Below are 21,339 nucleotides of genomic sequence, written 5' to 3' on the forward strand. Positions count from 1 at the left end.
CGCCGGGGAAGGGCCGTTTGGGGTGACGGTAGTGGTGGGCCGGCCGCCCCTCTACTCCGTCAGCCGCTGGACCGCGCGTTCCTTTACCGTGAGGGCATGGCCGATATGCGCGCGGAGGAAGTCGGCGGCGAGCAGGATGTCGCCGCGTTCGAGCAGGTCGAGCAGTGCCAGATGCTCGCGGCATTGCTGGTCGAGCCGGCTGCGGTCCGCGGTGACGCGAAACTCGATCAGGCGGCGCAGGCGATTCACCCGGCGCAGCGAATCGAAGAAGAACGGGTTGCCCGACCAGCCGACGACGGTCTCGTGGAAGCCCGAATTGAGCTCGAACAGGCGCGCGCGGGACAGTTCCTCGATCGTGCCGTCGAGCAGGCCCTGTTGCTCCTGGCGCAGGCGGGCAAGCTCTTCGGGGACGACCGTATAGCCGGGCTGGAGCAGCGCCTGGCTCTCGATCATGCTGCGGAATCGATAGGCCTGCTCGTAGGATTCGGCGGTGTGCAAGGTGGTGCTGAATTGCCAGCCATGACCCGGGAGCCGCTCGACCCAGCCTTCCTCGGCGATCTGGCCGAGGGTTCGCTGCAGCCGGGCGCGGGTCACGCCGAAATGGCGCATCAGCTCATTCTCGCTGACCTTGTCGGCCAGGGTCTCGTCGAGCCGCTGGTCGACGATCGCATTGTACAGGCTGTCCTCGTCGCCCTCGGTTTCGGGCAAGGGCGCCTCGTCGACCGAGTCGCCGACGAAGAAGCCGCGGTTCGGGACCGATCGCACCGCGCCGGCCTGCTCCAGCGTGCGGAGCGCGGCGGTGACCGGCGCGCGCGAGACCTTGAGCAGATCGGCCAGCTCCTGTGCGACGAGATGCGTGCCCTCGGGCAACGCGCGCGCGCGGATGTGGTCGACGATCTGCCGCGCGACGCGGTCCGCAAGCCTTTCGCTCATTCAGCCCTCATGACGATTTCTCTATAGACTTTTGCATTTCCAAAATGCAAATGGCCGTCTCAGGGACGGCAAGTCTGACGGGAGCGGCTGTGACGAGCGACGGCATGGAACGGCCTATAGCATCGGCATCGCATGCTGCCACGCCGATCGCGCGCCGCACCCTGATCGGCGCCGCGATGCTGGGCGTGGCGGCGTTCGGCGGGAACCGCCTGTTGGCCGCGAAGGGGAGTGCCATGAACGATCCGGCGGAACATCTGGCCTATATCGGTTGCCGCACCACGCGGGAGCGCAATGCGCGCGGCAATGGTATCACCGTCGCGCGGATCGGCCATGACGGGAAGTGGCGCCAGGTCCAGGCGCTGGACGGGATCGCCAACCCGGCCTTTCTCGCTTTCGGTCATCACCGGCGGTTCCTGTTCACGGTGCATGGCGATGGCACCGAGGTCAGCTCCTTCGCGATCGATCCGGCGGATGGCACGCTGAGCTTCCTCGGCAGGCAATCGTGCCAGGGGCGCAACCCGGTGCATCTGGCGGTCGACCCGTCGAACCGGTTCCTGATCGTCGCCAATCACCTGACCGCCGGCGATTACGTGTCGAACGTCGCGGTGCTGCCGATCGGTGAGGATGGCCGGATCGGCGCGGTGAGCGATCTGGTGCCGTTGAAGGGCGCGGTCGGCCCGCACCGGGTGGAGCAGCCCTTCGCCAAGCCGCATCAGATCTGCTTCGATCCTGCGGGCGGGCTGATTGCGGTGCCGGACAAGGGACTCGACCGGGTGCACAGCTTCCGGCTCGATGCGTCGGGCAAGCTCCGCCAGGCAGCGCCGCCGCTCGTGGCGCGCGAAGGGGCGGGGCCGCGGCACCTGGTCTTCCATCCGCGCCTGCCCTTTGCCTATGTGATCGACGAGCTGGATTCGACGGTGATCGCGGCGCGGGTCGATGCGGCGGCGGGATCTCTGGTGCCGTTCCAGATTCTCTCGGCCTTGCCCGACACTTTCACCGGCAACAGCCGCGGGTCGGAGATCGCGATCTCGCCCGACGGCGCTTTTGTCTTCGCGTCCAATCGTGGCAGCGACTCGATCGTGTCCTTCGCGGTCGACGCGAAGAGCGGGCGGCTCGGCGGCGGCACATGGCAGGCCTGCGGCGGGAAGACGCCGCGCTTCTTTGCGGTCGCGCCTGATGGCCGCGCGCTGTTCGTCGCCAATGAGGAGAGCGACTCGATCGTGCGCCTCGCGTTCGACCGCGCGGGCAAGCTCGCCACGCCGGTGCCGGTCATGACCACGGGCAGCCCGACCTGCATGCTCTTTGCGCCCGCCCCATCCTCTTCCAGGAAAATATGATGCGTCTGCTCGTTCTGCCCGGCGACGGGATCGGCCCCGAAATCTCCGCGGCGACGCTTGCCGTGCTGCATGCCGCGGCGACGGCGACCGGGGTGAGCTTCGATATCAGCGAGATGGATATCGGGCTGAAGAGCCTGGCCGAGCAGGGCACGACCCTGCCCGATGCGGTGATGGCCGCGATTCCCGAGGCGGACGGGGTGATCCTCGGCCCGGTGTCGCATTATGATTATCCCAAGGGCATGCCCAATCCCTCGGCGGCGCTGCGTACCGGGTTCGCGCTTTACGCTAATATCCGGCCGTGCCGGTCGCGCGCGGGGCTCAGCATCCTGCGCAAGCCGATGGACCTGGTGATCGTGCGCGAGAATACCGAGGGTTTCTATGCCGATCGCAGCATGTTCATGGGGCCGGGCGAGTTCATGCCCGACGAGAACAGCGCCTTTTCGATCCGCAAGATCACGGCGCTGGCGTGCGCGCGGGTCGCGCGGTCGGCCTTCACCCTGGCGATGGGGCGGAGCCGGCGGGTGACGGCGGTGCACAAGGCCAATGTGCTGAAGCTGACTGACGGGCTGTTCCTGCGCGAAGTGCGCAAGGTCGCGGCCGACTTCCCCGAGGTGACGCTCGACGAAGTGATCGTCGATGCCGCCGCTGCGCTGCTGGTGCGCAGCCCGGAGCGGTTCGACGTGATCGTCACGACCAACATGTTCGGCGACATCTTGTCCGACGAAGCGTCCGAGCTGAGCGGCAGCCTGGGGCTGGGCGGGTCGATCAACCAGGGCGACGAGATCTGCGTGGCGCAGGCGCAGCATGGGTCGGCGCCCGATATTCAGGGGCAGGGCGTGGCCAATCCGACCTCGCTGATCCTGTCGGCGGCGATGCTGCTCGACTGGCAGGCGCGGCGGACCGGGGACCAGGCGCTGGCCGAATGCGGGCGGCGGATCGAGGCAGCGGTCGAGGCAGTGCTGGCCGATCCGGCGCGGCGGACGCGCGATGTCGGCGGGCCGCTCGGGACTCAGGCCTTCGCCGATGCGGTGATCGCGGAGCTGAGCGCATGATCGTCTCGATCAATCCGGCCACGGGCGCCGAGGTCGCGCGGTTCGAGGTGCAGAGTCCGGCCGAGGTCGATGCGATGCTGGAAGCGGCGGCACGGGCGCAGCGCGCCTGGCGGATCTCGCCGGTCGGCGAGCGGGTGGCGCTGCTGCGCTCGATCGCCGCGACGCTCCGCGCGCGCAAGCCGGCGCTTGCCGCGCTGATCACGCAGGAGATGGGCAAGCCGATCGGCGAGGCCGAGGGCGAAGTCGAGAAATGCGCGTCCAACTGCGATTTCTACGCTGAGGCCGGCCCGGCGATGATCGCCGATGTGCCGGTGCCTGGCGTCGCCAATACCGAGCTGATGTTCGATCCACTGGGTGTCGTGCTGGCGATCATGCCGTGGAATTATCCGTTGTGGCAGGTGTTCCGCTTCGTCGCACCCGCGCTGATGGCGGGGAACGGCGTGGTGCTCAAGCATGCCGCCAATGTCACCGGCTGCGCCGGGGCGATCGGAGACGTGCTTGCCGGGGCGGGGGCGCCGGCCGGGCTGTTCGGGCTGCTGGTGGTCGAGCCCGACAAGGTCGAAGCCGTGATCGCCGATCCGCGTATTGCGGGCGTGACGCTGACCGGATCGACTCAGGTCGGCATGATCGTGGCGGGGCAGGCGGGGCGGGCGCTCAAGCGCCAGGTGCTCGAGCTGGGCGGATCCGATCCGTTCATCGTGCTGGCCGATGCCGATCTCGACCATGCGGCACGCATGGCGGTCACCGCGCGCTTCACCAATGCCGGGCAGAGCTGCGTCAACGCCAAGCGCTTCATCGTCGAAGCAGTCGCGATGGACGGGTTCGTCGAGCGGTTCATCGATCATGCGACGCGGCTGAAGAGTGGCGATCCGACGGATCGGGCGACGACGCTCGGGCCGCTCGCGCGCGCCAATCTGCGCGCGGCGATCGACGATCAGGTGCAGCGAAGCGTCGCCGGTGGCGCGCGGCTGCTGACTGGTGGGGCGATGCCGAACGGACCGGGTTTCTTCTATCCGCCGACCTTGCTCGGCGAGGTGACGCCCGGGATGGCGGCGTTCGATGAGGAGACGTTCGGGCCGGCCGCCGCCATCGTCCGCGCGGCCAATGCCGACGAGGCAGTCGAGCTGGCCAATCGCACCGCCTTCGGGCTGGGCGCGTCGGTATGGACCGCCGATCTCGACCGGGCATGCGGGCTGGTGCGGCGGATCGATGCGGGGGCGGTTTTCGTCAACGCCGTCGTCGCGTCCGACCCGCGCGTGCCGTTCGGCGGGATCAAACAATCGGGCTATGGCCGCGAGCTCGGCGAGCATGGGTTGAGGGAGTTCACCAACATGAAGACCGTGCGTATCGACCCGGCACCCGCAAAGGCCGCGGCATGAAGGGCGTGATCCTGCACCCCGCCGACCTGCCGGTGAAGGACCGGGGTGGCGGCATCCGGACGATCCCTTTGGTCACTTACGGTGTCGGATCGCGGTCGATGCTCAACGGCATCACCACGCTCGATCCCGGTGCCGCGGTGCCGCTCCACACGCATAATTGCGAGGAGAGCGTGGTGGTGCTGTCGGGCCGCGCCCGCGCTCATATCGACGGGGTCGAGACCGATCTCGAACCGCGCGACACGACCTGGATTCCGGCGGAAGTGCCGCATTTCTTCCGCAACATCTCCGACAGCGAGCCGATGTCGATCCTGTGGACTTATGCCTCGATCGATGCGACGCGGACGATCGTCGCGACGGGCGTGACCACGCGGATCGACGAGGAGCATCCCGGCCGATGATTCAGGAAATCGCGCGTCTCGACGTGGCGTCGGGCGAGGAGGCAGCGTTCGAAGCCGGTGCGGCCGCCGCGGTGCCGTTGTTCCAGCGGGCGGCGGGGTGCCACGCGATGCGTTTGCAGCGCTCGCACGAGGTGGCGGGGCGTTACTGGCTGATCGTCGACTGGGAGGCAGTCGACGCGCATCTGGCATTTCGCGAGACCGAGGATTTCGCCGAATGGCGGCGGCTGGTCGGCGGATATTTCGCCGGACCGCCCCAGGTGGAGCATGGCATCCCGATCGGCGCGGGATTCAGTCTATCGACAAAGCGAAGCTGAAGCGCACGCCGGCAACGAGTGCATCGTCGCGCGACGGAACCCAGCCGGGGTTGATCACATATTGCAGGTCGGGCTGGACGGTGAGCCAGGCGGCCACCGGCCGGGCATAGGTAAGCTCGATCACCGTCTCGGCGCGGTCGGCGGCGCCTTCGGCCGCCAGGGTCGCGCGGCGGCCGGGTTCGCCGAGACGGGCGTGCGCCACCGCCAGGCCGATCTCGTGCTTGTCGGTGCGCCACGCAGCACCGCCGCCGAGATACAGGCCGATCGGGTTGGTCCGGTCGCTCGCCACGCCGATACGCGCCCAGCCGAGCAGGGCGTCCTTGCCGCGTCTGGCGAGGGTGCCTTCGACCAGCGCGTAGCCGCCCTGGCTCGTCGCCCTGCCGGTGGCGGCGGGGTCGATCGGGTCGAAGCGGGTGGTATAGTGCCACAGGCCGAGCTGGATCTCGCCCTCGCCGGGGAGCTGGCGCTCGACCTCGCCGACCAGCAGCGCGCCGCGTTCGCCGGGGATGCGGAACACGGTGCGGCGCGGGTTGGCGAGGCTGCCGGCGACCGCATCGAATATGCCGACACGCGCGACCCAGTCGTCATCCTCGTAACGGAGCAGCGCCGCGGTGGCCGGGGCGGGGAAGATCGAGGGGCCGTTGACGCCCGTCTGCGAGAAATCGGGGCCGATGCCGAAGGAGCTGTTGAGGAAATTGCGGCCGACATCCTGCACGTCGAATTCGGTGTTGAGGTCGATCAGGCCCGCCTTGACCGTGAACCTCTTGCCGAGCGGGACGGCGAGCCACGCCTCGTAGGGCCGGATCGCGCTGTTCGCCTGGACGTTGCTGACGGTCTGGGCGTCACCGACATAGCGGCCGGAAAAATCGGGCGGGTTGACCCCCATCACGTCGATAAACAGCTCGGCACCGTCGATGCCGAAGACCTTGCCGTCGATCGAAGCGGTCACATCGCCCCGGCCGAGCCAGACGGTGCCACGCCTGATGCCGCCGTCGACCGCCGACAATATGTCCGTCACATAGGTCGCGCCGAGTTCCACGGGCGCGCGCTCTTCCTCGGCACGGGCCGGGGATGCGAGGCAAAAGGCCGCCGCCACAAGAAGCGTGGCGGCAATCCTCATCAGGCGCGGATACCCCGCAGGTCGTGAACCTGGTCGGCGACCCGGTCGGCCTCGAAGCTGGCGACAGGATAGGCGCAATAATCCGCGGCATAATAAGCGCTGGGGCGGTGATTGCCCGAGGCGCCGAGGCCGCCGAACGGCATCGACCCGGCAGCGCCCGTGGTCGGGCGGTTGCGGTTGACCACGCCGGCGCGGATGCGGCGCTGGAACTGGCCCCACAGCGCGTCATCGTCGCTGATCAGCCCGGCCGACAGGCCGAAGCGCGTGTTGTTGGCGGCGGCGATCGCGGCGTCGAAATCGGCGACGCGAGTCACCTGGAGCACGGGCCCGAAAATCTCCTGGTCGGGCACGTCGAGGCCGGTCACGTCGAGGATGGTCGGGCCGACGAAGGCGGTCGAGGGGCCGGGGCGCCCCTCGAACGGGCGGATCGCCTGGGCGCCGAGCTTCATCAGCTCCTCGGCCTGGAGCGACACGCGTGCCGCGGCGGCGGGGGAGATCAGCGGGCCCATAAAGGGTTCCGGCGTGTCGTTCCACGCGCCGATGGTGATCCGATCGGACAGGGCGGCGACCGCGGCGACGATCGCTTCGCCCTTCGCGCCTTCGGGCACGATCAGGCGGCGCGCGCAGGAGCAGCGCTGGCCGGTGGTGATGAAGGCCGAGCCGACCACGATCGAGGCGATCGCGTGCGGATCGCCGTCCCAGGCGATCAACGGGTTGTTGCCGCCCAGTTCGAGCGCGAGGATCACCTTGGGGCGTTCGGCGAAGATGCGCGTGAAATGCGCGCCGGCGCCGGCCGAGCCTGTGAACAACAGGCCGTCGATATCCTCGGCGAGCAACGCCGCGCCGGTGTCGCGGCCGCCCTGGACGACGGTGAACACGCCTTCGGGCAGGCCTGCCTTGCGCATCGCGGCGCCGATCAACTCGCCGACCAGGGGCGTTTCCTCGGACGGCTTGAACAGGATCGTGTTGCCCGCGAGCAAAGCGGGGACGATGTGGCCGTTGGGCAGATGGCCCGGGAAATTATACGGGCCGAGCACGACCATCACGCCGTGCGGGCGATGGCGCAGCACGGCGCGGCCGAACGGCGCCTCCTGCTCGCGGCTGCCGGTGCGTTCGGCGTGCGCGGCGATCGACAGGTCCACCTTGCCGACCATCGAGGCGAGCTCGGTCTTCGTCTCCCAGAAGGGCTTGCCGGTCTCGCGCGAGATGGCCGTGGCGATGGCCTCGGCATCTTCCTTCAGCGCGTCGCGGTAGCGATGGACGAAGGCGATGCGTTCTTCCTCCGTGGTTGCCGACCAGGTGTCGAAGGCGCCGCGTGCCGTGGCGACCGCGGCGGCGCAATCTTCCGCCGTTGCTTCGGGTCCGGACCATACCACCTCGCCGGTGGCGGGATCGTGGGAGTGGAACAGGTTGCTCATGTCAGGCCGCCATTTCGCTCAGCATCGCGTTGCAGGTCTCGTCCATGCGCTCGAGCGCAATGTCCGCTTCCGCGTGCGACAGGTTGAGCGCCGGTAGTAGCCTGATGCAGTTTTCACCGCCACCGGCGACCAGCAGCAGCCGGTCGCGCGCAGCGGCCATGAAGGCGCGATTTTCGACCACCATCTTCACGCCGACGAGCAGGCCCTTGCCGCGGACCTCGGCGATCGTCTCGGGATAACGCGCGGTGAGGCGGGCGAGTCCGTCGCGCAGATGCACGCTGATCTCGCGGACATGGTCGAGCATGTCGGGCGTGGCGATCTCGTCGAAGGCAGCGATCGCCACCGCCATCGCCAGCGGGTTGCCGCCGAAGGTGGTGCCGTGCACGCCGGGGACCATGCCGCTCGCCGCTTCTCGGGTGGCGAGGCAGGCGCCGACTGGGAAGCCCCCGCCCAGCGCCTTGGCGATGGCCATGATGTCGGGCTCGACGCCCTTGAACCATTGATGCGCGAACAGCCGGCCGGTGCGGCCCATGCCGCTCTGCACCTCGTCATAGATGAGCAGCACGCCATTGGCGCTGCAGGCCTGGCGCAGGTTGCGCAGAAGTTCCTCGGGGATCGCGCGCGCGCCACCTTCGCCCTGGACCGGCTCGATGATCACCGCGGCCGTGGTCGGCGCGGCGATGGCGGCGGCGATCGCCTGCCAGTCGTCGAGACCGAGCTGGAGATAGCCGGGAAGGGCCGGGCCGAAGCCGTCGAGATAGCCGGCATTCCCCGATGCGTTGATCGCGGCATAGGTGCGGCCGTGGAACGAGCCCTTGAAGCCGATGACGACGTTGCGGTCGGCGTCGCCGCGCGCGCTGTGATAGCGGCGCGCCATCTTCAGTGACGCCTCGATCGCCTCGGTGCCCGAATTGGCGAAGAAGGCGAGATCGGCGAAGCTCGCCCTGGTCAGCCGCTCGGCCAGCGCCTCCTGGCCGGGGATTCTGAACATGTTCGAGATGTGCCAGAGCTTGCCGGCCTGCTCGGTCAGCGCGGCGACGAGTTTGGGGTGGCAATGGCCGAGCGCGTCGGTCGCGATACCGCCGACACAATCGAGATAGCGATCGCCATTCTCGGCGATCAGCCAGCTCCCCTCGCCATGCGTGAAGGTGACGGGCGCGCGGTTATAGACGTTGAGGAGTTGGCTGGTCATCATTCGCTCCAGATGCTGGGGATGCATCGATCCATAGCGAATATGGGTGCGCGAAACCTCAGCTTCCTGCGCTGAACCGGCGATAGTTCGTCAGCAATTGATGACGGTTTGGAATGAATTCGCGCCATCATGTGGCGAGCGCCTTGCGTAGCGCACGCCGGGTTGCCGCCGGGGCATCGGCCCAGGGGAAATGACCGGCGTGCGGGATCACCAGGGTTGTCGCCTTTGGCCAGGTCTCGCGCAGGCTGGCCTCATAGCCGCGGATCCAGTCCACCTCGCCGGCCAGGATGACGACCGGGAAGATGGCGTGGCCCGCCGGCCCGCGCACGTCATAATGGCGGGCATAATCGTCGGAGAGCGGCGCGACGTCCTGATGGATTGCGGAATCCGGTAGCGTCGCGAGGAAGGCGATGCCTTTGTCGCGGTGATAGAAGCTGCCGAGGAATTTGATTTTCATCGCGGCCAGACGATCGCCCCTGGAGCGCGCCGCGTCATAGCGCGCCAACTCCCCGGGGCTGAGACGGGTGCGCCAGCTATCCAGCGGCGTTGCCGGTGGTCGCATATCGGGGCCGATCGAAGTCATCAGGATCAGCCGGGCGACGTGATCGGGATAGGCGGCGGCATAGGCCTGGGCGATGCCGCCGCCGAAGGAATGGCCGATCAGGGTGACCCGTTCCGATCCGAGCGTGCGGCGGAGCGCCTCGACATCGGCGATGCTGCCGGCGACGGTGAGGCGGCCGCCATCGCCGCGCGCCGCGCGGGAGGCGCCGGTGCCGCGCTGTTCGAACAGGATCGCACGGCGGCCGGTTGCCGCCACGTCGTGCGCGACGTCGAGCATATACGCGGCATCCAGCCCGGGTCCGCCGGGAAGGATGACGGTGACCGGGCCCTTGCCGCAGCTTCGATAGGCCAGGTCGCCTTGCTCGGCGGCGAAGCGCTGCAGAGTGCAGGGCGCCGGCCGCGCCGCCGCCGGCAGCACGACCATCGCCGCAAGGATCAGGGCCAGCGCGCCTCTCACCGGGCCGCGGGTTTCGCGACCGGGAAATAGCGGTCGAGCCAGGCGGTGACCTTGTCGAGCGCCTGACGATTGACCGCATCATCGGGGCCGCCGCCTGGAACCTTGGCGAAGCCGTGCGAGACATTGGGATAGAGCACGAGTTCGCTCGGCACGCCGGCGGCGCGGAGCGCGTCATGGAGGCGCTGCGCCTGTTTCGGCGACACGGTGTCGTCGGCCAGGCCGTGCTGGATCAGGAAAGGCGGATCGCGCGGGTCGATATAGGCGAGCGGGCTGGCCGATCGGGCGAGACCGGCCGGGCAGCCATGCACCGGGCAGCCGAGATAGGCGTCGACCTGCCTGTTGACCCCGGACGCGTCGTCCTTGCCGAGATCGGCGGCGTGCGAATCCAGATCGATGATGCCGTACCAGTCGATCACGCCCTGCACGCAAGGCGAGGGCTGGGGTGCCTTGCCCGCCGGTGGCGCGATCCTGGGGTCGCTGCAGCCGGTGCCGATCAGCGTGGCGATCTGGCTGCCCGCCGAGGAACCCCAGGCGATGAAGCGGCTAGTGTCGATATCGTAGGTCGCGGCGCGGCTGCGGAGCCACTGGATCGCCATTTCGACATCCTGCACCGGGCCGGGGAAGCGCGCCTCGCCGCTGAAGCGGTAATTGACGCTGGCGACGACATAGCCGCGCGCCGCATAGGCGGCGAGGACGGCGGGGAAATCGCGGAAAGTGCCGCCGTCGCGCGCGGTGCGGTGAAGCCAGCCGCCGCCATGGACGAAGACGATCACGGGCTTCGGCGCGCCGCCTTCGGGTGGAAGGTAGAGGTCGAGCATCAGCGGGCGGAAGCCGGACAGCTCGGCAAAGGTGACGTCGCGCAGGCCGCGCACCCCGCCGGGATATTCGACCGCGGGGGTGGGCAGGTAACGCGACGGTGCGTCGTCCCGGTCCTGTGCGGCGGCAGGCACCGACAGGGCGACGGTCAGACAGGCGGCTAGCGGCTTGATGCGCAGGAAGGTCATCGCAAGCATTCCACCCCCTCGATTATGGGAATGCAGAAAGCACTGGCTTGCTGTCGTCTTGCTGTCATGCCGGTCGGTGGCGCCCAGGCCCGGTCGAGCGGCGGACAGGGGCGACCGAGGTCGATCGATGGGAAAAAGGGGCGGCGCATCCATCGATGCGCCGCCCCGAACCGGCGTGAGGTCTAGAACTTGACCTCGGCCGAGAGCTTGATGGTCCGTGGCGGCGCTTGGGCGATCACGTTGGAACCGGTCGAGATGAAGTACCATTTGTTGGTCAGGTTCTCCGCGTTGACGCGGAAGACGATCGGCCGCTCGGCGATCTCGACCCGGAGCGCGGCACCGAGATCGAAGGTGGTGACGGCCGGGATGAAGTTCTGGTTCTGGTTATTGATCGCCTGGTTGCCGGTGTAGAACACGCCGCCGTTCAGGCTGAAGCCCGGAATGAAGCGGTCGAAATCATAGCTGGTCGACGCGTTGAAGGTGTGACGGGCGGTGTTCTCGATCCGGTTCCCGTCGAGCGTTGGGGTAATGTAGTTGGAACCGTCCGGGGACACGATCGAGGATCGGATCGTAGGCGTGCCGCCATGCGCCTTCGCGTCTAGGAACAGCGCGCTCGAATAGAGCGACCATTCGGGCGTGATGTTGCCGTTCAGGCTGATCTCGACGCCCTGATAGCGCGAACGGCCCTGCAGGCCGTAATGGCTGGCGGCGTCGAGCGCATAGAGATCGCGTTCGATCCGGAACCATGCTGACTGGAACAACAGGCCCCGCTTGATCTCCCATTTGAAGCCGGCTTCGTACTGGGTCGACTTGCTCGGCGGAAACGCTTCGTCGGGGTTGGTCGCCAGCGTGCCACCGCTCGATGTCGCCTCAAGGCCTTCGAGATAGGTACCATAGAGGCTGATGCTTTGGATCGGCTTGAAGATGATGCCGCCTGACAGCGAGATCGGCTTGGCCTTGTAGAAGCCGGTCTTGGTCAGGACGTCGGTGTACTGGTGATAGTCTGTGTACCGAATGCCGGCGATCACGCTGAGCCAGTCGGTGAATTTGATCCGATCAAATGCGTAGAAACCCACGTCGTGAAATTGGGCTATCGCGGTGGTGGTCGGCGCGGGGTCACTCGCAGGCTTCGGGATGGCGTGCGGATTGAACGGGTTTTGCGTGCAAGGTGCCGACACGGTCCCGGTTGGCACCTGTGCTCCGGTTACCGCGAGGAAAGCGCCACGCGGTTCGCCGATGCTCCCGGCGACGGTGCTGTACAGGCAGGTGATCGCGACGTTCGGTGCGGCGAAGTTCTTGCGGTATAGCGCTGTCGCGCCAATGAGCAGTTCGTGGCGGATCGGGCCGGTGTCAAAAGTGCCGGCCAGCTCGGCGCGGTAGTTCTCGTTCGCGACCTTGGCGCCGATCTGGGCCTGTATTTGCGTCATTATATATTCGCCGACCGTGCCGCGCGCCGGGTTAGTGTTCTGCTGAGTCCAGTCGAGATTGTTGAAGTGACGGTCACGCTGAAGGTGGGAGAAACCGCCGCTGACATTGAGTTCCCATGCCGGTGCGAACTTCCAGATCACCTTCGCGAGGAAGTTGGTTTCCTCGGCGCGGTTCGAAGCCCAGTCCGGACCGAAATTGGTGCTTGGATCGAGCAGCGGCGGCAGGGGGATAGTCGGACGCGGATTCTTCTCGGTCGGAAGCAGCCCGGCCCGATTGCCGGGCGCGGCCTGGGTTGGCGGATTGAGGCGCCAGATGCCGGGCTCGTTGACTTTCTTGAACATGTGCTCGCCGTCGATCTGGATCGTCAGATTGCCGGTCGGCTTGATGTCGAAGGCGCCACCGAGCAGGGTGCGGCGGCCGGCGGTGTTGTCGATGCCGGAATTGGGCTCGTCATAGACCGCATTGATACGATAGCCGAAGATACCCTGGGTGCCGCCGAAATCGACATGCGCGCCGACACGGCCGAAGGTGTTGCCGAACACCTTCACCGCGAGCAACGGATCGGACGTCGCGCGCTTCATCACCATGTTGATGATGCCTGACGGTGGCGAGAAGCCGTAATAGATTGCCGAGGCGCCCTTCAGCGCTTCGATACGCTCCTTGTCCTCAAGGCCCATGTCGATGAGGTTGATGACCGGCAGAACGCCGTCGAGGCGGTAGTTGGTGCGGTTCTCGGTCAGGATGCCGCGGATCGCGACGTTGCTGTAAACCGTCGGCGAGGTCTGGGAGAGGGTGACACCCGGCGTGTTCTTCAGTACGTCAGCGGTCGTTGCCGCCTGCTGCGTGTCGAGCAACGCCCGCGGGATAACGCTGATCGCGAGCGGAGTATCGAGTTGCTTCGCCCCGCGGAAGCTGCCGACCTGCACCGACTCGGTACCGGTCTTGTCCGCGGTGACGACAATGTCCTCAAGCTGTGCCGCGTCGTCGGACTGTGCCGGCTGGCTGGCAGGTGCGGTCTGGGCTACTGCCACTCCGGGCAGAGCCGCCATGGCGCCGATCGCGGCCGCAGTGCCCAAAAGCATGTTTCTCAGTCTGATCGTCGACATTTTCTATCTCCCTTTATGCTTTGCGCGATTCCGAACCGTCTTGTTTTATGTGTTCGGAATCCTCATCGTTTATTGATGCCTGCCCCCCGCAGGCTGGGGTTCCCGTGATGCGAAAATGGTATGGATGAGCGGTCCCGCCGGTTGCTGCCGCCGATCGGTGCGCTGCAGAGTTTCCTGGCGGCGGCGCGTCATGAGAGCTTCTCCCGCGCGGCGGACGAGGTCGGGCTGACGCAGAGCGCGATCAGCCGGCAGATCGCCGTGCTGGAGGACTGGCTGCAGACCGAGTTGTTCGACCGGGTCGGGCGCAGCGTGACGCTCAATCCGGCCGGTCGCGCCTATGCCGAGCAGATCGCCCCGGCATTGGCGGCGATCCGTGTGGCGACGGCCCGCGTGATCGCGCGGCCCGACGAGAATGCGCTGAGCATCGCGACCTTGCCGAGCTTCGGCATGCGCTGGCTGGCGCCCCGCCTCGGCCGGCTGACGCGCGACATGCCCGAGCTGGTGATCAACGTCGCCGCCCGCGTGCACGAGTTCGATATCGATGCCGAGGACTTCGACGCCGCGATCCATTTCGGCGCGCCGACCTGGCACGGCGTGGCGCACGACCCGCTGTTCCGCGAGCAATCCGTGGTGGTGAGCGCGCCGGGCCTGCTCGCCGAGCGGCGCATCGAGACGCCGGCCGATCTGCTGCAGGTGCCGCTGCTCGCCCAGGCCGAGCGGCGCGGGGCGTGGCGCCAATGGTTCGCGGCCGTCGGCATCGACGAGGGCGCGAAGACCGAAGGCCCGGTGTTCGAGCATTTCCTGATGATGGCGCAGGCCGCGGCCGGTGGGGCAGGGGCGGCGCTGCTGCCCGAATTCATGATCGAGCCCGAACTGGAGAGCGGGGCGCTGGTCCGCCTGTTCGATCAGGCGCTGGAGGGCGAGGGCTCCTACTACCTCGTCTATCCGGCCGACCGCCTGGAGCGCCCGGCATTCGCGCGTTTCCGCGCCTGGATTCTGGCCGAGGCGGAGGCTTGACGTCATGCCGCCGGATCCAGCGAGCCAGGCGACCAGCGCAGCGTCGCGCCGGCTTCGGCCCCCACCGAGCGCGTTGCTTCGGCGGTCAGGGCGATCTCGTTGCCGGAGACCTGGGCCGAGGCCATGATCACGCGGAAATCGAGCAGATCCTCGTTGCAGACGAGGTGCGGCGTCGCGGCGGGCGCGGCGTTGGGCGAGAGCGCGGTGGGCAGCGCCTGGCGCGAGCGGGCGACGGTGGCGACCTGGTCGCGGTCGCAATGCATTTGCGGACCGGCATCGAACACGTCGACATAGCCTTCGTAGCGGAAGCCTTCGCTTTTCAGCAGGGCCATGGCCGGCATCGAATTGGGGTGGGGCTTGCCGATCACGGCGCGGGCCTCTTCCGGCAGTAGCTCGATATAGATCGGGTGCTTGGGCAGCAGCTCGGCGATGAAGTCGGCGCCGCGTGTCGCGCTCAGCCGGTCGGCGGTGGCGAAATCCATGCTGAAGAAGCGCGCGCCGACGGCGTTCCAGAAGGGGTTCTCGCCCTTCTCGTCCTGCCAGCCGCGCATCTCGCCCATCAGCAACGGCGCGAACAGATCGGGGCGGATCGCGACGAGCATGTAGCGGGCGCGGGCGAGCAACCGGCCGGCGCCGCTGCCCTTCAGCGACGGGTGGATGGCGAGCGTGCCGACTTCGGTGGTGCCGGTATAGTCGTTGGCGAGCGTCAGCATCTCGACATTGCAGCTGACATCGACGGCCTGGCTGCGCTGGACGAGGCGCAGGCGCTTGTAGGAGAAGAAGCCGTAAGGCAGGCCGACATGCGGATAGAGCGCCGAGGTGCCGAGCACCGTGCCGTCGCCGTCGTCGAGCACCAGCAGGTAATGCGCCTCGTTCCGGTCGATCTGGCCGCGGAAGCTGGCGACCGAGCGCTCGATCTTCTCGGCCAGCACAATGCGGTCGGCGGGCAGGGTGGTCATGCCTGAGCCAAGGCTTTCCGCCAGCGCGACGACCCCGTCCAGGTCGCGCATCTCGGCAGGGCGGACGGCGCGCATCAATGGGTCTCCGCGACCGGCACGGCGGCGGTGCGGGCCGCGCGGTTGCGGCTCTTCTGCCGGCGGCGCGAATACCAGAGCCATAGGCCGGTGGCGGACAGGCCGGTCAGGGACGCGCCCGAAAGCAGGAACAGCAGCTGGGTGAGCGTCCCGCCGAACATGCCGGTATGGACGGTGTAGAGCCAGTCGATGAACTCGCTGCCGGCCGGTAGGGCGCCTGCGACATAGTGACCGAGATCGGCGCCGGTATAGGCGTTGTAGTAGATCTGCTTGGAGCCGTCGGCGCGGATGGTGAGGTCGCTATCGAGGAAGACCGCGATGACTCGGCCGCCGCTGGAGAAGCGCACCTGGCGGAGTGGCGTCTCGCCATATTCGGCCCTGGCGCGGGCGACGAGCTTGTCGATCGGCACCATGGCCTGGCCGGGAATCTTCGCGACCTTGGGTGTCGGTTTGTCGGTGACCGGGCCGAGGCTGCGCAGCGCGACCCGGGCTTCTTCCTTCCACACCATCAGCACGCCGGTCGTAGCCGAGACGAGCAGCAGCAGGGCGGCCGCCGCACCCCAGGCGCGGTGGATCGTGCGCCAGCGCCGGTCGACATTGCCGCGCCACATCACGCGGAAACCGTTGCCGATCCGCTTGAGGCCGGGCCACCAGATAATCGGTCCGGTGATGGCCATGAACAGCAGCGCCAGCCCTTCGATGCCGACGATCGTCTCGCCGGTATCGCCGGCGAGCAGGGTGTAGTGGATCTGGAAGATCAGCTCCATCGGCCAGGTCAGCAGGCCGCCGTCGCGCAGGATGACCCCGCGGAACGGATCGACCGACATCAGGCGCAGGGCCTTGGTGTCGGGATCGGTCAGCTTGACCAGCGCCGCGCCGTCGGCCCAGCGCGACAGCTCGATGCGTGTGATCGTCTCATCCGGATGCGCGGCGCGGGCGGTGTCGACAATCCGTTGCACCGGGATACGCGTCGACGCGATGGGTACGACGATCGCTGGATGGATGACGCGGTCGATATTGTCGCGGAACACGATGATCGTGCCGGTCAGCCCCTGGATCAGCAGGAGTATGCCGACGCTGAGGCCGACCCAGCGATGCAGCTTGAGAAGAAGGGGACGCAGCGTCTTCACCGCGCGGCCCCGTAATTCCTGATCAGGCGGTAGAGGAATTCACGCGCGCTATAGAGCGAGGTGACCCGCACGCGCTCGTCAAGGCCGTGCACGCCATTGCCATCGGGGTCGACGAACACGGCGGAGACGCCATAGGTCGGGATGCCGGCGGCCATCAGGAAGCGGCCGTCGGTCGCGCCGGTGCTGAGAATCGGCACGACGGGCACGCCGGGCCAGATCTCGGCGGCGATCTTCTCGATCGGCTTCATGATCGCCGGCGTGAGCGGTGGGGGTGGGCTTTGCGGGCCGGGCTCCTCGGCCAGCTTCAGTTCGACCTTGGGGTCGGCGACCTGCTCGATGAGCTGGCGCTGGATGTCGGGGATCTTCTCGCCCGGCATGATGCGGCAATTGACGTTGGCCTTGGCGCTTTGCGGCTGGGCGTTGGGGGCGTGGCCGCCCTCGATCAGGGTCGCGATGCAGGTCGTGCGGAGGAAGGCGTTCCAGTAAGGCGACTGGGCCGCGATGCGCGCATAGGCGGCGGCATCGGCGGTGCCGGCGGCGACGGCGACCATGTCCGTGCTGGTCTGGCCGGTGAAGGACGATGCCGAGTTGCGGAAGAAGCTCTTGCTGCCTTCGGTCACGTCGACCGGGAATTTGTACTTGCCGATCCGCGACAGGGCGTCGCCGAGGCGGACAATGGCATTGTCGTCGGTCGGGCGGGCGCTATGGCCGCCCGGTGCCGATGTGGTCAGGGTGAAGTCCTGGTAGATTTTCTCGCCGGTCTGGACGCCGAACGAGATCGGCTTGCCGGCGTCGTCGAGCGTGCCCTTGCCGCCTTCGTTGATCGCGAAGCCGGCCCTGAGCGTCTCCGGCGCGGTCTTCAGCAGGTACGAGACGCCGTTGAAATGGGAATCGGTCTCCTCGCCGCAGGTCAGCGCGAGCTTGATCGCGCGGCGCGGCCTGAAGCCTTCTTCCCTGTAGCGGATCAGCGCATCGACATAGGAGGCGGCCATCGCCTTGTCGTCGATCGCGCCGCGCGCGTAGAAATAGCCATTCTCCTCGACGAGCTTGAACGGATCGCGCTTCCAGTCGGAGCGCTTCGCTTCGACCACGTCGATATGCGCGAGCAGCAGCACGGCGGGCAGCTTAGCGTCGCTGCCGGTCACGTCGCCGACGAGGCTGCCCTGCTTCGGGAATTCGGGCGGCACCACGACGCGAAACTGGTTCGCGCCGTACCCCGCCGCGACGAGCCGTGCGTTCATCCGCTCGGCGGCGAGGGTGCAGCTGCCGTTCGAGAGCGACGTGTCGGTCTCGATCAGCTCCTGATAGAGCGCGCGGAAACGCGCCTGATGGGTGTCGGCCTCAGCCGCATGCGCGGGGATCGCCGCGACGAGGCCGACAAGCGCAAGGGCCGCGGGAAGTCGGCGATCAATGCGCGATAAGTTCAGCAATGCTGTTCTCCGTTTCAGTGCGGATGCCGCCCTTGCGCTTGTGCCAGTCCTGCCATTCGGCATTGTCGCGAAGCGTCACGCGGACCTTGTCGAGCACTTGCTGGCGCTTTCCGAAGGCAGCGAAATCGCGGTAGCGCTGGATGAACAGCGAATCCCAGGGCGCCCCTACGGAATAGCGGTTCATGTAGAGCTGATAGCCGGAAAGCGCGCCTTCGCGCATCCAGCCATCGAACTGCGGCAGGACATAGGCCTTCACATAATCGCGATACTCGCCGGCATCGCGATATTCATAGGGAATGACATAGAAGACCTCGCCATTGTTGAGCGGCGCGGCGCTCTTCGTCCAGCTCAGGTCGACCGAAGACGTCATCACCGGCTCGGCGAGCGCGAGGCCGGCGGCGTCGAGGCCGCCGGGCGCGGTCTTCTCCAGCGTGTTCCAGCCGGTGACCGAGGCATAGGTCGGGAAATGGAGGACGACCATCGCATCCCACACGGCGGGCTGGCGGTACCAGCTGTAATAGATTTCGAAGCCTTCGATCCTGCCCTGCGCTTTCATCGCGCGGAGCCTGGTCGCCATGGCGCCGGTCAGGTAATTGCGGAAGGCGGGACGCTTCGCGGCGGTGGTGCGGTAGGTGATGACGAGGCCCTTGGGCCCATCCTGCAGCTCGGCTTGCGCCTGTGCCGGTGAAGCGATGGCGATCGGAACGATCGACACCAGAGCGCCAAGCATTGCCTGTTTCAGAAATCGTTCGAGTCGCGACGGCATGTCCGAACTTGTCCCCTTAAGCGCCGTCTACCGGACGGCAGGCGCGCCCGTGGTTCGGGCGTCGTTAGGGAAAGCCTATGCCGTGATCCTGTCACGTTGCTGTCACGCTTCTGTCAGGCGGGAAGGGGCGGATTTCCGCGGGGAATCAGCTTCTGGCTGGATCGAAGGGCAGGCGAATCTCGACCCTGAGACCGGTGCCCGACGCGGCGTCGGCGAGGGCCACGGACGCGCCGATCGCCTCGGCCAGCGCCTGCACGATCGCGAGGCCGAGGCCGCTGCCGGGATGACTCTGGTCCCGGTCGAGCCGGCGGAATCGGGTGAAGACCAGCGGCCGGTCCTCGACCGGGATGCCGGGGCCATTATCCTCGACCACGACCAGCGCGCCGTCGGCTTCGGCCTGGACCGACACGGCCACCACGCCGCCGGCGGGGGTGTAGTGGATCGCATTGTCGACCAGGTTGCCGATCAGCTCGCCGGCGAGATCGCCGATGGTCAGGACCTTGAGCGCGGGGACGGCGGGGTCGAATTGCAGGTCGACCGAGGATTTGAGCGCGCGGGGTGCGTGCTCCTCGGCGACGGTGCGGGCGATGGCGACGATGTCGGTCGGCCGCGCCCGCGCCATCGCCGCTTCGCGCGAGCCTTCGGCGCGGGCCAGGGCGAGGAGCTGGGTGAGCAGGCGCTGCAGGCGGGTGGTGGCCGCGTCGATATCGGCGGCCGACTGGCGGGCAGGGCCGTCGGGCAGCACCACCGATGCCTTGAGCAGGTCGATATGGGTGCGCAGGATGGTCAGCGGCGTGCGCATCTGGTGCGAGGCGTCGGCGGTGAAGCGGCGGATGCCCTGCACGGCATTGTCGAGCCGGGCGAGCAGGCTATTGACCGCGGCGATCAGGCTGCGCAGCTCGTTCGGGACGTGATCGAGCGGCAGCGGATCGAAATCGGCCTTGCGCCGGCCCTCCATGTGGCGGCGGATCGCCTCGAGCGGGCGCAGGCCCCAATGCACCGCGATCGGCAGCAGCATCAGCAGTAGCGTGAGCAGCAACAATTCGAGGATCGCCAGCGCGCCGAGCATGCGATCGCGCAGCGCGCGGCGTGCGTCGAGCGTCTCCGCCACCTCGACGATCACCAGCGACTGCACGCGCGGCACCTGGCGCGCCATTGCCGCGATGCGGATCGGGAATTCGCGGAACCGGGCATATTCATAGACGATCTGGCCATCGTCCGCCGGCGGCTGGCGGACGCGGGGCAGATCGGGATAGCCGGTGATCAGATCGTTGCCGGCACGGACACTGTAGTAGACGTTATCGCGCGCGTCGTTCTCCAGCATGCCGAGGGCGGAGGGCGGGATGTCGAGCGTGACCTGGTCGTCCTCCAGCGCCAGCGTCTCTGCGATGGCGCGGGCGGAGGCACCGAGGATGCGGTCGTTCACGCCCTCGACGATGTTGTTGATGGTCAGCGCGCCGCCAAGGCCGAGCAGCAGCGCGAGCGCGGCCATCGGCAGGCCGAGGCCGAGCAGCATGCGGCGCGTGAGCGAGGTCGACCGGACGAAAACCATCCGGTCAGTCTTCCTCCATCAGATAGCCGAGACCGCGGAGCGTACGGATCGACGGGCCGTCCGGCTCGAGCTTCTTGCGCAGGCGGGCGATATAGACTTCGATCGCGTTGGGGGCGACTGCCTCGTCGTAACCGAACACTTCGGACGCCAGCCGGTCCTTGGACACGACCTGGCCGACGCGCGAGATCAGCCGTTCGAGCAGCACCCATTCGCGCCGGCGAAGTTCAAGATCGCGGCCGTCGATCGAGGCGGTGTGGTGCGACCGGTCGAAGGCCAGCCGCCCGACATGGATCACCGGCGAGGGATCGACCTTGGGCCGCCGCAGCAGCGCGCGCAGGCGGGCGGCGAGTTCCTTGGGCTCGAAGGGCTTCAGCAGGTAATCGTCGGCACCGAGATCGAGTCCGCGCACCCGGTCCTCCACCGCATCCCGCGCGGTGAGCATCAGGACCGGCGCGCGGCACTGGCGGGCGCGCAAGGTCTTGAGCACGTCGAAGCCCGACATGTCGGGCAGACCGACGTCGAGCGTGATGACGGCATAGGGTTCGTCGGCCGCCATCATCAGGCCCGAGGCGCCGTCATAGGCGGGATCGACCGAATAGCCTTCGGCGATCAACGTCGCGGTCAGACCACGCGACAGGGCCGCGTCGTCCTCAATGAGCAATATGCGGGCCAAGGGCGAATTCCGTGTGACAGCCGGGTGAAAGGTTGGCC

General features: G+C 67.6%; 19 protein-coding genes. 6 read left to right on the forward strand and 13 right to left on the reverse strand.

Going from position 1 to position 21,339, the window contains the following annotated elements:
* Positions 1-51: 51 nt before the first annotated feature.
* Positions 52-933 carry a GntR family transcriptional regulator gene (locus AC1RT8_RS10920; RefSeq protein WP_493075665.1) on the reverse strand — a complete coding sequence of 294 codons (882 nt, stop codon included), beginning with the start codon at positions 931-933 and terminating at the stop codon, positions 52-54.
* A 104-nt stretch (positions 934-1,037) separates the two neighbouring features.
* On the opposite strand from AC1RT8_RS10920, the gene AC1RT8_RS10925 reads away from it, so the two are divergent.
* The 5 genes from AC1RT8_RS10925 to AC1RT8_RS10945 are packed head-to-tail and all read left to right on the forward strand — an operon-like array spanning position 1,038 to position 5,413.
* Positions 1,038-2,270, forward strand: a complete 1,233-nt coding sequence (locus AC1RT8_RS10925) for a lactonase family protein (protein ID WP_493075666.1) — start codon at positions 1,038-1,040, stop codon at positions 2,268-2,270.
* Complete coding sequence (locus AC1RT8_RS10930) at positions 2,270-3,322, forward strand: isocitrate/isopropylmalate dehydrogenase family protein (protein WP_493075667.1); 1,053 nt, start codon at positions 2,270-2,272, stop codon at positions 3,320-3,322. Before AC1RT8_RS10925 ends, AC1RT8_RS10930 begins: the two co-directional genes overlap by 1 nt.
* Positions 3,319-4,701, forward strand: a complete 1,383-nt coding sequence (locus AC1RT8_RS10935; RefSeq protein WP_493075668.1) for an NAD-dependent succinate-semialdehyde dehydrogenase — start codon at positions 3,319-3,321, stop codon at positions 4,699-4,701. Before AC1RT8_RS10930 ends, AC1RT8_RS10935 begins: the two co-directional genes overlap by 4 nt.
* Positions 4,698-5,099: a cupin domain-containing protein gene (locus tag AC1RT8_RS10940; RefSeq protein WP_493075669.1), complete on the forward strand. Its 402-nt coding sequence runs from the start codon at positions 4,698-4,700 to the stop codon at positions 5,097-5,099. Before AC1RT8_RS10935 ends, AC1RT8_RS10940 begins: the two co-directional genes overlap by 4 nt.
* Positions 5,096-5,413 (forward strand): putative quinol monooxygenase, encoded by a 318-nt coding sequence (locus AC1RT8_RS10945; protein ID WP_493075670.1) that lies wholly within the window; start codon positions 5,096-5,098, stop codon positions 5,411-5,413. Before AC1RT8_RS10940 ends, AC1RT8_RS10945 begins: the two co-directional genes overlap by 4 nt.
* Here AC1RT8_RS10945 and AC1RT8_RS10950 read toward each other — a convergent pair.
* From AC1RT8_RS10950 to AC1RT8_RS10975, 6 genes are all read right to left on the reverse strand, one after another.
* Complete coding sequence (locus AC1RT8_RS10950; RefSeq protein WP_493075671.1) at positions 5,388-6,533, reverse strand: carbohydrate porin; 1,146 nt, start codon at positions 6,531-6,533, stop codon at positions 5,388-5,390. The genes AC1RT8_RS10945 and AC1RT8_RS10950 overlap by 26 nt on opposite strands.
* Positions 6,533-7,951 carry a succinylglutamate-semialdehyde dehydrogenase gene (gene astD / locus AC1RT8_RS10955; RefSeq protein WP_493075672.1) on the reverse strand — a complete coding sequence of 473 codons (1,419 nt, stop codon included), beginning with the start codon at positions 7,949-7,951 and terminating at the stop codon, positions 6,533-6,535. Before astD ends, AC1RT8_RS10950 begins: the two co-directional genes overlap by 1 nt.
* A 1-nt stretch (position 7,952) precedes the next feature.
* Positions 7,953-9,143 carry an aspartate aminotransferase family protein gene (locus AC1RT8_RS10960; protein ID WP_493075673.1) on the reverse strand — a complete coding sequence of 397 codons (1,191 nt, stop codon included), beginning with the start codon at positions 9,141-9,143 and terminating at the stop codon, positions 7,953-7,955.
* 127 nt (positions 9,144-9,270) lie between these two features.
* Positions 9,271-10,161, reverse strand: coding sequence for an alpha/beta fold hydrolase (locus AC1RT8_RS10965; protein WP_493075674.1), 891 nt, complete (start codon positions 10,159-10,161; stop codon positions 9,271-9,273).
* Positions 10,158-11,174: an alpha/beta hydrolase fold domain-containing protein gene (locus AC1RT8_RS10970; RefSeq protein WP_493075675.1), complete on the reverse strand. Its 1,017-nt coding sequence runs from the start codon at positions 11,172-11,174 to the stop codon at positions 10,158-10,160. The genes AC1RT8_RS10965 and AC1RT8_RS10970 overlap by 4 nt, the downstream gene beginning before the upstream one ends.
* A 173-nt stretch (positions 11,175-11,347) precedes the next feature.
* Positions 11,348-13,699, reverse strand: a complete 2,352-nt coding sequence (locus tag AC1RT8_RS10975; protein WP_493075676.1) for a TonB-dependent siderophore receptor — start codon at positions 13,697-13,699, stop codon at positions 11,348-11,350.
* Between the two features lie 120 nt (positions 13,700-13,819).
* Between AC1RT8_RS10975 and gcvA the strand changes: the two genes are divergently transcribed.
* Positions 13,820-14,716, forward strand: coding sequence for a transcriptional regulator GcvA (gene gcvA / locus AC1RT8_RS10980; protein ID WP_493075677.1), 897 nt, complete (start codon positions 13,820-13,822; stop codon positions 14,714-14,716).
* Positions 14,717-14,718: 2 nt separating this feature from the next.
* Here gcvA and AC1RT8_RS10985 read toward each other — a convergent pair whose 3' ends face one another.
* The 6 genes from AC1RT8_RS10985 to AC1RT8_RS11010 all read right to left on the reverse strand — a co-directional run bounded on the left by AC1RT8_RS10985 (position 14,719) and on the right by AC1RT8_RS11010 (position 21,301).
* Complete coding sequence (locus AC1RT8_RS10985; protein WP_493075678.1) at positions 14,719-15,750, reverse strand: arginine N-succinyltransferase; 1,032 nt, start codon at positions 15,748-15,750, stop codon at positions 14,719-14,721.
* Positions 15,750-16,880 (reverse strand): PepSY-associated TM helix domain-containing protein, encoded by a 1,131-nt coding sequence (locus AC1RT8_RS10990; protein WP_493075679.1) that lies wholly within the window; start codon positions 16,878-16,880, stop codon positions 15,750-15,752. The genes AC1RT8_RS10985 and AC1RT8_RS10990 overlap by 1 nt, the downstream gene beginning before the upstream one ends.
* Entirely contained in the window at positions 16,877-18,310 is a 1,434-nt protein-coding gene (locus AC1RT8_RS10995; protein WP_493075680.1) for a M20/M25/M40 family metallo-hydrolase, read from the reverse strand. Before AC1RT8_RS10995 ends, AC1RT8_RS10990 begins: the two co-directional genes overlap by 4 nt.
* Positions 18,288-19,025, reverse strand: a complete 738-nt coding sequence (locus AC1RT8_RS11000) for a hypothetical protein (RefSeq protein WP_493075681.1) — start codon at positions 19,023-19,025, stop codon at positions 18,288-18,290. Before AC1RT8_RS11000 ends, AC1RT8_RS10995 begins: the two co-directional genes overlap by 23 nt.
* Positions 19,026-19,221: 196 nt before the next feature.
* Positions 19,222-20,628 (reverse strand): sensor histidine kinase, encoded by a 1,407-nt coding sequence (locus tag AC1RT8_RS11005; RefSeq protein ID WP_493075682.1) that lies wholly within the window; start codon positions 20,626-20,628, stop codon positions 19,222-19,224.
* 4 nt (positions 20,629-20,632) lie between these two features.
* A complete protein-coding gene (locus tag AC1RT8_RS11010; RefSeq protein WP_372856749.1) occupies positions 20,633-21,301 on the reverse strand; it encodes a response regulator transcription factor in 669 nt (222 codons plus the stop codon).
* Positions 21,302-21,339 lie beyond the last annotated feature (38 nt).

The sequence above is a fragment of the Sphingomonas sp. GW821-FHT10F11 genome (genome assembly GCF_058809095.1).

Bases quoted from the DNA above. Each gene is read 5' to 3' on its own strand.
- AC1RT8_RS10920 (WP_493075665.1), bottom strand. From the start codon at position 933: ATGAGCGAAAGGCTTGCGGACCGCGTCGCGCGGCAGATCGTCGACCAC.
- AC1RT8_RS10925 (WP_493075666.1), top strand. From the start codon at position 1,038: ATGGAACGGCCTATAGCATCGGCATCGCATGCTGCCACGCCGATCGCG.
- AC1RT8_RS10930 (WP_493075667.1), top strand. From the start codon at position 2,270: ATGCGTCTGCTCGTTCTGCCCGGCGACGGGATCGGCCCCGAAATCTCC.
- AC1RT8_RS10935 (WP_493075668.1), top strand. From the start codon at position 3,319: ATGATCGTCTCGATCAATCCGGCCACGGGCGCCGAGGTCGCGCGGTTC.
- AC1RT8_RS10940 (WP_493075669.1), top strand. From the start codon at position 4,698: ATGAAGGGCGTGATCCTGCACCCCGCCGACCTGCCGGTGAAGGACCGG.
- AC1RT8_RS10945 (WP_493075670.1), top strand. From the start codon at position 5,096: ATGATTCAGGAAATCGCGCGTCTCGACGTGGCGTCGGGCGAGGAGGCA.
- AC1RT8_RS10950 (WP_493075671.1), bottom strand. From the start codon at position 6,533: ATGAGGATTGCCGCCACGCTTCTTGTGGCGGCGGCCTTTTGCCTCGCA.
- astD (WP_493075672.1), bottom strand. From the start codon at position 7,951: ATGAGCAACCTGTTCCACTCCCACGATCCCGCCACCGGCGAGGTGGTA.
- AC1RT8_RS10960 (WP_493075673.1), bottom strand. From the start codon at position 9,143: ATGACCAGCCAACTCCTCAACGTCTATAACCGCGCGCCCGTCACCTTC.
- AC1RT8_RS10970 (WP_493075675.1), bottom strand. From the start codon at position 11,174: ATGCTTGCGATGACCTTCCTGCGCATCAAGCCGCTAGCCGCCTGTCTG.
- AC1RT8_RS10975 (WP_493075676.1), bottom strand. From the start codon at position 13,699: ATGTCGACGATCAGACTGAGAAACATGCTTTTGGGCACTGCGGCCGCG.
- gcvA (WP_493075677.1), top strand. From the start codon at position 13,820: ATGGATGAGCGGTCCCGCCGGTTGCTGCCGCCGATCGGTGCGCTGCAG.
- AC1RT8_RS10985 (WP_493075678.1), bottom strand. From the start codon at position 15,750: ATGCGCGCCGTCCGCCCTGCCGAGATGCGCGACCTGGACGGGGTCGTC.
- AC1RT8_RS11005 (WP_493075682.1), bottom strand. From the start codon at position 20,628: ATGGTTTTCGTCCGGTCGACCTCGCTCACGCGCCGCATGCTGCTCGGC.